Raw genomic sequence first — 11,133 nt, 5'->3', positions numbered from 1 at the left:
ATTTTTATCTGTTAAAGGTACAATATCGTGTTTATCGTTCATAAAATTTGCCTCCTCAAAATTGATAAGACAAGTATAGGACGAAAGAAAAGGAGAAGATAGGTACTTCAGTTTTTGACGCTTACGAATTGCACATCTTAAAGGTGTGTTTTTTCTTGCTCTAAAGCAAGTCTTATTAATTAACTTTTAGAAATTTCGGTGTTAAGTTGAAGATGTTACGGAGTCAAATTTAATTTTGATACGAAGGAGATTCATCATGGAAAAACGAAAAATAGTTATTGTGGGTGCATCCCACGGGGTCATGAGGCTGCTTTTGAAATCTTAAATCGTTATAACAATGTTGATGTGACGCTTTTAGAACAATCTGACTATGTTTCATTCATGTCTTGTGGGATGAAACTTTATCTTGAAGGCCAAACCACCGGCATTAATGACGTGGGGAATTTTAGAGGTGAAGATTTAAAGAACAAAGGTGGCCATATGTACAACAACACGCGGGTTACTGAAATTAACACCTACACGCACACGGTAACGGCTGAAGATGTGAAGACTGGTGCTAAAAAAGAATTTAAGTATGACAAGTAATTATCTCAACTGGGGTAAATCCAGCTAAGCTTGACGTACCAGGCGCTGATCTTAAAAACATTTTATTGATGCGTGGCTACGACTGGGCTCGTGCAATTGAAGATGCTAAAAACGATCCAGCAATTAAGAATGTGGCTGTGATCGGTGCCGGTAACGGGATTGCTGCTGCAGAAGTAATGCGTAAAGCTGGTAAGAATGTTACTTTGATTGATGGCGGCAAGAAACCACTTGAGAAATATTTAAATGACACTTACACTGATGTGTTTAATAAAGTTTTGATTGAAAATGGCGTTAACTTAGCCATGAATACCAAAGTTGAAGGCTTTGCTGGCGATGACAAGGTTGAAACTATTAAGACCAATAATGGTGATATTCCAACTGACTTAGTCATTGAAGCGATTGGCGTTACACCAAATACTGACTGGCTTGGTGGAACGATTGATCTTTATGACAATGGCTATATCAAGACAGATGAATACTTCAGAACCAGTTTCCCTAACATCTTTGCCATCGGGGATGCCGTCTTCCCATACAGCATTCCAGCTAACCGGCGGGTTCCAATTCCTTCTGCAATTGCTGTTCGCCATGAAGCTCAATACGTTGTTGGTCATTTGTTTGAGATTAATCCATCAAGACCATTTGGCGGCATTGTTGGTGCCCAAGTTTTGGAAGCCTTCGGTATACATGCGGTAACGACTGGCTTAAACTTAAAGAATGCGGAAAGAATCGGCGTCGATGTGGCGGAAGTAACTTATCATGGTCGTTTGCGCCCAGCTTATATTCCAGAAGAAGACAACCCAGAAGTTTATATTTCATTAGTTTATAACAAGGATAGCCATCAAGTGCTCGGCGGTTCAACTTTGTCTGAGTACGATATTACTGGCCAGGCCAATGTTTTGTCACTTGCCATTAGAGAAAAGTTGACCTTGGAAGACTTGGCTGAAGCTGACTTCTTCTTCTCACCAAGTTTCGACCGTCAATGGAACTTGATTAACATGGTTGCCCAAGAAGCATTAGGTTATGATGAAATTGTTTAATTAGTTAGGTAATTTATCGAGCTCAAAAATAATACTCTATAATTATTAATTCGTAAGTTGATGGTTATAGGGTATTTTTTTGTTTATTTCTAATTCTTTTCCTTTTAAAAAAGAACATTATTTATTATTGACTTTAAAAATATTCGTAATAATATTAAGACAAAGGATTTTTAAAAGGAGAGAATAAATGAAGAAAAGTCCACTTATGATTGCTGCAATATCAGCATTTGCACTCGCTGAATTAACTACTTTTGCTCCTGAATTTAGGGCAGAAGCAAAGGAAGTTAAAGTTACAACTCAAATCGACTATAAGAGCAAACCCGAACAATATAAAATAAAGAGTAAAAATAAGTCATTAATTCCAATTCAATTCCTGGGGATCAATGACTTACATGGTGGACTTGAAAGAACAGGTAATGCCTGGATTGGAAATACTCAGTATAAAAACGCAGGTGGAGCGATCAGACTTGCCGCTTACCTTAACCATGCGCAACAAGTTTTTAAGAAAAGCAATCAGGCAGGTCATACTTTTAGAATTGAAGCAGGAGATATGGTTGGTGCTTCACCATCCAATTCGGCTTTACTACAAGATGAGTCAACAATGCATGCCTTAAAAGCTATGCACTTTACAATTGGAACTCTTGGTAATCATGAGTTTGATGAAGGATTAGGGGAATTTCATCGAATTGTTGTTGGTGGAAAGCCAAGTAAAAAGTATAATTCTGCTGAAATGAAGTATCCGCATCAAAATTCTGGTTTGAATATTGTCATCTCAAACGTTGTCAAAAGAAGTAACAATAAGCCTCCTTATGGCTTCAAACCTTACATGATTAAGACGGTGAAGAGTAAAGCAGGTAAAAAAGTAAAGATTGGCTTTATTGGGATTTTAACTACTACAATGCCAACTTTGACTACTTATAAAAACTATCATCCATACAAGTATCTTGATGAAGCACAGACGATTGCAAAATATGATCGCATCTTACGCAAAAAAGGTGTGAAGGCAATCATTGTGATTGCTCATACTGGGGTGGCAAGTAAAGTTGATCAACAAACCAACCAAGCTGAAACAAGTGGTCCAGTTGTAGATATTTTAAAAAAGCTCTATGAGATCGATCCTAAAAACTCAGTTGATTTATACTTTGCTGGGCACTCTCACCAATATTCGAATGCGACAGTAGGACATACTCATTTAGTACAAGCCATCTATTCAGGTGAAGCATATGATGATGTGATTGGATATTTAAATCCTAAAACCCATGATTTTACCAAGAAGGGAATTAAAGCTCACGTCTTTCCAACTATGTCTGCTGAGCAAGATCCTTCAATTAAGGACGATAAAAAAGTTGGTGCAATAGTTAAAGATGCTGATCGTCGAACTGCTGGGATCGTTAATCAAAAGATTGGTGAGGCTCAAGCAGCACGTAGTTTAACAGGACGGGATCATAATAATAAAAACGATGAAAATGAAACGGGTGATTTAGTCGTTGATGCACAACTTGCCGGAGCTCGTCAAGCGGTTAAAGCACAAGAACTGAGTGTTGATTTTGCTATGACCAATGGTGGCGGTGTTCGAGCTGGACTGGCAGTAAAACCGGATAAGTCGATTACTTGGGGTGCTGCGCAAGATGTTCAACCTTTTGGCAACATTCTTGATATTGTTTCGATGACTGGTAAAGAAGTTTACGATGTTTTAAACCAACAATATCGTAATTATGGGGCAGGCCATCATACTTATTTACTGGTATCGGGGTTAAAATATGATTTTGTTCCAACAAATGATCCTAAACAGCCATACAAGGTGGTCAAGGTTTATGGAAATGATGGTAAGCCGATTGATCTTAATAAGACTTACAATGTTGTCATCAATGAATTTTTAAAAGGCGGCGGTGATTTCTTTATTCAGTTTAAGAACGCTAAGCAGGTCGGCACCGCTGGTGTTGATACTGATGTTTTTGTTAACTACATTAAGGCACAAAAACCACTGATTGCACCGAAATTGGATCGCAAGAATTTAGTTACTGGAAATTAAGATAAAAAATTCTGTTAGCCAATTTAGCACAAAAAAGCTTGATCATCGCATGTTTCTGCTTTGATCAAGCTTTTTTGATTAATCTAAAAGTTATTTATTTGCGATTACGTCAGCGGTATGTTTACCAGAGAAGAAGCAATATCCAGCTTCAGTACCAGGCATGTTTGGACCATAAGTATCACCAATTAACATACCTGCGGCATCGTTACCGACAGCGTATAGTCCTTTGATTGGTGCACCATTTTGGTCAAGCACTTGATTATCAAGGTTAATCTTTAAACCACCCATCGTACAGAAGGCACCAACACCTTGTTTAATAGCATAGAATGGACCATTTTCTACTGGAACCATGAATCTATTTTGCTTGCCAAAGTCAACATCTTTACCTTCTTGAGCTAATTGGTTGTAACGCTTAATAGTTGCTGGTAAATCAGGTAGACTTAATTTCTTAGCTAATTCTTCAATACTGTCAGCTTTAGTTAAGTATTTTGCATTAGCAGCGAGTTCTTTATCAATTTCTTCTTGTAAGTGAGGCAACTTAGTATCGTGATAGTCGTAAGTACCCATTGCCTTATATAATGAATCATTTTGTAAGTGATCAATAGTTGATTGATCTAAGATAGTGTAGAATTCATTTTGAGTAAACAAAGCATTACCAGCTTCAGCGAAGTTATCAACAACTTCTTCGTTAACAAACCGTTTACCAGTTTCATTAACCCAAAGTAGTGATTGTTGATTTGCTGCACCGTTTAGTTCATCATAACGGTAAACGTAGGTTGGCTTGTCGGGGTCTTTAATATAACCACCGAATAACATTGCCATTCCCATGGCGTATCTTTGTGCACCAGCTTTCCAAGCTAATGAAAGACCATCACCAGTATTCTTATTTGAGTTGACTGGAATCAATTGATTAGCATCGTAGTTAGTGTATTTAGCAATCATATCTTTATTGTTCAAATATCCACCAGTTGCTAAAATAATGTTTTTACCTGAAACTTGAGTTGTTTCAGAAGACTTAAGATCCTTGATTTCAACACCAGTAACTTGACCATCAGTTGTAATCAAGTTAGTTACTTCAGTTGATGTCAAAATATCAGTACCTTGTTCTTTAGCTTTAGGTGCTAATACTTGATTAATAACGGCATCTCCACGACCTTTGAATAAGTGCCAAGTTCTAGCACCGCTACCTAAAGGTTCAACATCGAAATATTCCACTCCCAAATTTTTTAGCCATTTAATAATTGCAGCGGAACCATCGAGAAATTGCTTCCATGTATTGGTATCAGCTTTGTAATGAGAGTATGTTAATTCTTCGTTTAAAGCTTCCTCTTTTGTTAAATGGTAATCAGAGTGTTTCTTTTGCATGAATGAATCAACTGCAAATGCACCTTCAATGTAGTTACCACTACCTCCTAAAGTATGTCCTTTTTCAACAACCAGATTAGAAGAGTGCCATCAATCGAAAAAATGATGATTGATTGTTCCCTAAATGAAGGCTTAGCATATGTAACTGAAGGGCTATTTGAAAAATTTATGGTTCACGATCCTAATATTGTTTTTAGACATATTGCTTCAAAGAAAATTAGTCAGAATTATCAAATGCAATTAGTTTTTAGGCGAGATAATAAATCAGAAGCATTAAAGAAATTTATTGCATCCATTAAAGAAAATAATTCGAATAAAAAAGATTGACCTCATTTATACTGAGATCAATCTTTTTTAGCTAAAATCTTAATACTTAGGTAACCACTTCATATTTTCAGTAGCAGATTTGGCATCAGTCACGTCTTCACCAGCTAAGCCATTGTCAATTGCAGCTTGGGCAACTGCCTCAGCTTCAGTGGCAGTGAAGGATTGCAACTTAGCAACTGGTGGCAAAACGGCTGCACCTGGTTCTTCTGGATCAACAATTCCACCTAGTAAATGAGCTGCCGCAGAAAGCAATTCATCTGGTACTAATTTAGCTTTACTTGCTAAAATTCCTAGACCCAAACCTGAGTAAATCAAGGCATTGTTTGCTTGACCGATATTGTAAGTTACGCCCTTATATTCAACGGGATCAGATGGCACACCTGTGGCAACCAACGCTTTACCGTCGGTCCATTTAATTAAATCTTCAGCCTTAGCTTCAATCAACTTAGTTGGGTTAGAAATTGAGAAAATGATTGGGCGTTCAGCATGAGCAGCCATTTCTTTGATTGCAGCTTCAGTGAAGGCACCTGGCTTAGTTGAAGTACCAATCATCACTGTTGGGTGAACAGCCTTAATCACTACTTCTAAATTAGTCAATTCATCGGTATTATCAAATTCTGAGCGTTCACGGACAAATGGTTTTTGTTCAGGAGTCAAACCTGGTGTGTCACTGAAGAGCAAACCTTGCTTGTCAACAAGATAGAAATGTTTTTTAGCTTCTTCAGGATCCATCCCTTCAACTAACATTTCCCGGTACATCATGTTGGCAATCCCCATGCCAGCAGTACCTGCACCGAAGGTTAAGAAAATTTGATCGGTGAACTTTTGCTTAGAAATATTAAGTGCACCCAGGACACCTGATAAACAAACGATCCCAGTTCCTTGCACGTCATCATTAAAGATAGGGATGTCTTCACGATACTTGTTCAAAATCTTGGTAGCATTATCACGACCAAAGTCTTCGAAGTGGATAAAGACATCTGGGAAGATTTTGCGCGCGGCTTTAACAAACTTATCAACTAAGTCGTAATACTTGTCACCTTGCACGCGGGCATGCTTGTTACCTAAGTAAAGTGGATCATCGATTAAAGTTTGGTTATTGGTCCCAACATCAAGTGAAACTGGTAATACTTCGCGAGGATCGATTCCGGCAGCGGCGGTGTAAACCATGAGCTTACCAACAGAAATGTTAACCCCATTGGCACCCCAGTCACCGATCCCAAGGATTCCTTCACCATCGGTGACAACAATTAATTTGATCTTCCGACCACCAGCTGCATTTTTTAAGCTTTCTTCGATTGTATCTGGATCATCAACTGATAAAAAGGCTGCTCCTTGTGGTTTCATGAAAATTTCGCTGTATTTTTCAATAGCTGGGGCAATAACTGGATCATAAACTACTGGCATCAATTCAACTAAGTGTTGAGTCATCACGTAGAAGAAGAGGGTGCGGTTAGTGTTGAAAATTTCCATCAAAAACTTCCGTTTTTGAATTCCTTCTGGCCGTTGTTCGTATTGTTCATATACTCTGGCAGCTTGTTCTTCGATTGTTTGTACTTTGCTTGGCAAGGTACCAGTTAAACCTAGAACTTCACGCTCACGTTTAGTGAATGCAGTACCTTTATTTTGAAAAGGATCGTTTAAAATACTATATGCGTTTGACACTTGCTGCAAAAGCCTCCTGTTTGCTTTTTCATACTTTTTACTTGTAATATGTTAAGCAGTATATGACTTCAAGAAATTTATCAAGAAGCCAAACTTTTATTTATATGAGGATGATGAACAAGTGAATATTCAAGATCTGAGGTACTATCACGAGCTAGTCAATCTTAAGAGTTATACCAAAACTGCTGAAAAATTTGGTGTTAGCCAGCCAACAATTACAGCAGCTGTGAAGCGGCTAGAGCGCAAGTTTGACGCTCAATTCTTAATTAGGGATCAATCGCATAAAAGTTTGATCATTACTAAGTTAGGGATGCAATTCGATGAACATGTACAATCGATTTTAAATGAGATTAGCGTTGCTGCAGCTGAAATTCAACAGGAAAAAGAAGCCGATATTTCCTTTGGCTTGCCACCAGTAATTGGACGAAATTATTTTCCGTCGCTTGTGCCGGAACTGTTAGCTAAAGGATTGTTAAACAAATTAAAGGTTGTCGAAAGTGGTTCATACGACTTGATTGGCCTTCTAAAAGAGGGAAAAATCAATTTTTCTTTACTTGGTTTAACTAAACCGCAAGTGGCACCAGGTTTAAAATTGGAAATTATTAAGCATTACCCAATTAAAGTTATCGTCAGTAAAGAGAATCCTTTGGCAAAGAAGAAGGGAATTTATTTCAGAGAAATCGCCGATCAAAACTTTATAGGATTAAATAGCGATTATATCCATACCAGGGCACTGGCGGAAATGGTCAAGAAAAACAAAATTAGTTTGAATACTATTTACCGTAGTCCTGACGTAATGGTAGTTAAATCGTTAGTAGCTCAGAATCTGGGGATCGGTTATTTAACTGAATTATCGATTGATGATCGCGATAATGTCGTTACTCTGCCATTGCTAGATAAAGAACAGCCAGAGTTCATTTTGGCGGCTGCAACTCGTGAAAATCATCTGATGACGACTAAAGAAGAAGCTCTGTGGCAGATTTTAACTCATAAATAAAGCAAAAAAATCTCATCAAGTTTTGAATAACCTGATGAGATTTTTTTATTTAATTAACCTGCAATTACCATTAAAATTGGAACAACAACGATGAAAAGCAAAGTACTCAAGACTACAACATTAGTGGCGTAATCAACATCCCCGTGAGCCTCGTTAGCAAGAACGGGTAAGACTGCTAATGCTGGTGTACCAGATTGGACGATGAAAGTTTTGTCCATTAAGGCTGGCATTGGTAAGTGAATTGCCGGTGCACAGAATCTAACTAGTAAAATCATGATCGCTGGAGCCACAATGAAACGACCGATTAAAGCAAATAAACTATCTTTATCAATCCGGACATTCTTAATTCCGGAATCAGCTAAAACAATTCCGATATAGATCAATGATAAAGGCGTTACTAAGTTACCAACGTATGTGAAGGTTTGGCTTGCAAAAGTTGGCAGCTTAAGTCCAGTTAACGGCCAAATAATTGCCACAATAAAACCAACTAAGGGCATTGGTAAGAGCTTTTTCCACTCGATCTTGTGCTCTTTCTTTTCTTCTTCAATTAATTCAGGGTCATCACTCTGAATTAAAAATACCCCAAAGGCCCAAGTCGAAACGGTATTGATGATGTAGTAAACCAAGAAGTATGGCATTGCCTTGTTACCAAAGAGCGCCACGTTTAATGGCATCCCGATAAAGATGGTGTTGGCGTTGGCCACAGTATTGATGAAAACACCACGCCGACCAACTTGCACTTTAATAATTTTTACCAAAATAACGGCAATGATGTAAGAAATTACCACGCCGATAAATGGCACTAATAGGTTTTCGAATAAGTTGACTAAGCTATCTCTGGTCAAATTATTTTGCACAGAAATGAAAATTGAAGCAGGAAGGGCAATTTGCGTGATCAACTTAGAGATGTTTCCCGCAAAAGAATCAGCGAACCAACCTTGCCGTCTTAAGATGTATCCCAGCAGCATAATCAGAACGATTACGACTACGCTAGAAATTGATGACAAAAATCCCGTCATTAATAAATCTCCTCCTCATATAATCAAATGTTTAGTTAAACAAAAGAACAATATATATGAAATATATATAAGCATAGTGTTTATATCATTTCTGAATAAAATTGCAACTGAAAAGTCTCATTAAAGCCTTTTAAATCAAGATTCTTAAAATTTTGAGAAAATAAAAGCGCCTTCAGGAAAATTATTAATTATCCTTGAAGGCATTTATTTTTAGCTAAATACTGGACCACCGTCTAAGTCTTCTTTAGCTTTTTGCAAGTACCAGCCAGCAAATACAACTTCGTTTTTAGTTGCCTTATCATTCTTTACCACATTTTGGGCTTCAGAAAACGCGTCATTAAATTTTGTATTTTGTTCTTTAGAAGCCTGTGTGTAGGCAAAACTCTTTTTAATTTTTGTCACTTCGTTCATAATAGTTTGAAGTTGTTTCTTTTCACCAGAAGTGGCCAAACTATTATCATCTTTAGCTTCGGCGGCAGTGTTAACGGCTTTTAATTTCGCATTCTTTAAATAAGTAACATCGCTAGCTTTTACGAAGCCATTACCAACATCAGTCTTGTTAATTGACCGATCAGTGAGGTGATAGAACAATTCCGCTTTGTTTTCGCTGGGCAAATAAATGCAACGCAATTGATCAACGTTAAATTCCGTGCCACTAGCGATAGTAGTTGAACTCTTGTGCCTATTTAAATTATAAACGGTGAGTTCTTGCTTTGCTTTAACCGTAGCGGAAGTGCGCATTGTTTCGTATTCAGACCAATCGTAATAACGCAGTTGCAGGCGGGTTTTGATGTTGCCACCATAGATAAATTCGTTGCCTTTACCTTTAATGTGGTAGTAGCCATTTTCTTCAGATTCACCAAAGTAATAGTCAGAAACAATGTAATCAACCGTGACCTTTTGCCCCTTCTTGTAAGCTTTCACCTTAGTCTTCTTGGCATCCCCAGCACTAAAGGCATAAATAGCGGAATTCTTACTGATCTTCAACGTAACCGGTTGGTTGACCGTGACCTCATCGCCAGCAATTTTGCCAACATTCATCGCGTTGATGTATTGGTTCTTACCAATTTGATAATATTGTTTACCTTTAATTGTCTTATAAGGTAAGTAAACCCGCTCGCCATCTTTGCTTGAACGATAATCCCAAGTGTAGAAAAGAGGTTCTTGATTTGCCTGAACTTTAGTTAAAGATTGGCTAGCAGTGATGGCAGAACCTTTAGGAATTTTCTTATTAGTGCGTTTACCGTTTTTAGTGTAAACATAGGAATTCAAATTCGTGTAAAGAGCGTCTTTACCATTGATTTTGGCCACATCAGCTGCTTTAACATAGCGACCCTTGCCGATGTTAAAAAAGACTTTTGGTTCATAGTGATATTGATCAAATTTCTTATTGTATTTGGCCGGATAAATGTATTTCTTGCCACTATTAACCGTCTTGATCTTCTTGCCATTTTTGTTGTAAATTGGCGTCTTGTTGTAATCAATGTAAAGGTGTCGATGCAAACCATAAATTGAAGCTTGTGAGGCTTTGACATATTGCCCCTTGCCTAAGTAAACGAATTTTTGACCCTTGATGGTCTTATAGTAAGGTAACCACTTAGGAGTTAAGGGATCGCTGCGATCGCCATAGTAATAAATCTTTGGTCCGCGAATTACTTTGGGCTGGCCATAGAAGGTAACGGTTGTCTTAGGCTTCAAGGTAGCATAAATGTACTTGCCTTTTTGCCTAATTTCTTTACCATTCTGATCGTAGAGCGTAATGTCATCATCGTCGCCGACCGTGATAGTTTGCTTTGTATTTTTATTTGCTTTAGCAGCTAAAACTGGCGTGGAGCGGGGAATCACAGTTAATGCGGGACTCACTAATAGCGCTGCAGCAACCGTGCTTAAAGCAATTTTCTTAATTTTCATTTATTGATCCTTCTTCTCAAAATCATTTGACTATATTATGGCACAGGCAATTGAATGATTTAAATCTAAGTGTAAAATAGTTTGCGGTGACGCTTAGTTACAAATTAAAAAGAGTCAAATCCATTTTAGGACTTGACTCCAAAACAAAAAGACCAGTAGTCTGATGTTAAGAACAAAAACACATTAGAAGCTGGT

7 protein-coding genes and 1 pseudogene are annotated in these 11,133 nt (G+C 37.7%); 4 read left to right on the top strand and 4 right to left on the bottom strand.

Annotated features, from left to right (window positions below):
* The first annotated feature begins 256 nt into the window (after positions 1 to 256).
* Both EJK17_RS10385 and EJK17_RS10380 read left to right on the top strand, forming a co-directional pair.
* Positions 257 to 1,622 (top strand): annotated as a pseudogene (locus EJK17_RS10385) (FAD-dependent oxidoreductase).
* A 205-nt stretch (positions 1,623 to 1,827) separates the two neighbouring features.
* A complete protein-coding gene (locus EJK17_RS10380; RefSeq protein ID WP_201738248.1) occupies positions 1,828 to 3,654 on the top strand; it encodes a bifunctional metallophosphatase/5'-nucleotidase in 1,827 nt (608 codons plus the stop codon).
* Positions 3,655 to 3,744: 90 nt separating this feature from the next.
* On the opposite strand, the gene vprA is transcribed toward EJK17_RS10380, so the two are convergent.
* Positions 3,745 to 5,094: a vinyl phenol reductase gene (vprA, locus tag EJK17_RS10375; RefSeq protein WP_127796409.1), complete on the bottom strand. Its 1,350-nt coding sequence runs from the start codon at positions 5,092 to 5,094 to the stop codon at positions 3,745 to 3,747.
* A 9-nt stretch (positions 5,095 to 5,103) separates the two neighbouring features.
* On the opposite strand from vprA, the gene EJK17_RS10370 reads away from it, so the two are divergent.
* Positions 5,104 to 5,346 (top strand): hypothetical protein, encoded by a 243-nt coding sequence (locus EJK17_RS10370; RefSeq protein WP_127796408.1) that lies wholly within the window; start codon positions 5,104 to 5,106, stop codon positions 5,344 to 5,346.
* 39 nt (positions 5,347 to 5,385) lie between these two features.
* Here EJK17_RS10370 and EJK17_RS10365 read toward each other — a convergent pair whose 3' ends face one another.
* The gene (locus EJK17_RS10365; RefSeq protein ID WP_103660688.1) at positions 5,386 to 7,059 is read right to left on the bottom strand and encodes a malolactic enzyme; all 1,674 of its coding nucleotides are present in this window, start codon (positions 7,057 to 7,059) and stop codon (positions 5,386 to 5,388) included.
* 73 nt (positions 7,060 to 7,132) lie between these two features.
* On the opposite strand from EJK17_RS10365, the gene EJK17_RS10360 reads away from it, so the two are divergent.
* A complete protein-coding gene (locus EJK17_RS10360) occupies positions 7,133 to 8,008 on the top strand; it encodes a LysR family transcriptional regulator (RefSeq protein WP_103660689.1) in 876 nt (291 codons plus the stop codon).
* Between the two features lie 53 nt (positions 8,009 to 8,061).
* On the opposite strand, the gene EJK17_RS10355 is transcribed toward EJK17_RS10360, so the two are convergent.
* A complete protein-coding gene (locus tag EJK17_RS10355) occupies positions 8,062 to 9,027 on the bottom strand; it encodes an AEC family transporter (RefSeq protein WP_103660690.1) in 966 nt (321 codons plus the stop codon).
* Between the two features lie 210 nt (positions 9,028 to 9,237).
* The gene (locus EJK17_RS10350) at positions 9,238 to 10,938 is read right to left on the bottom strand and encodes an SLAP domain-containing protein (RefSeq protein ID WP_103660691.1); all 1,701 of its coding nucleotides are present in this window, start codon (positions 10,936 to 10,938) and stop codon (positions 9,238 to 9,240) included.
* Positions 10,939 to 11,133: the final 195 nt, after the last annotated feature.

The organism is Lactobacillus xujianguonis, from assembly GCF_004009905.1.
GTDB lineage: Bacteria > Bacillota > Bacilli > Lactobacillales > Lactobacillaceae > Lactobacillus > Lactobacillus xujianguonis.
This window is presented reverse-complemented; position numbering and strand designations above follow the sequence as displayed.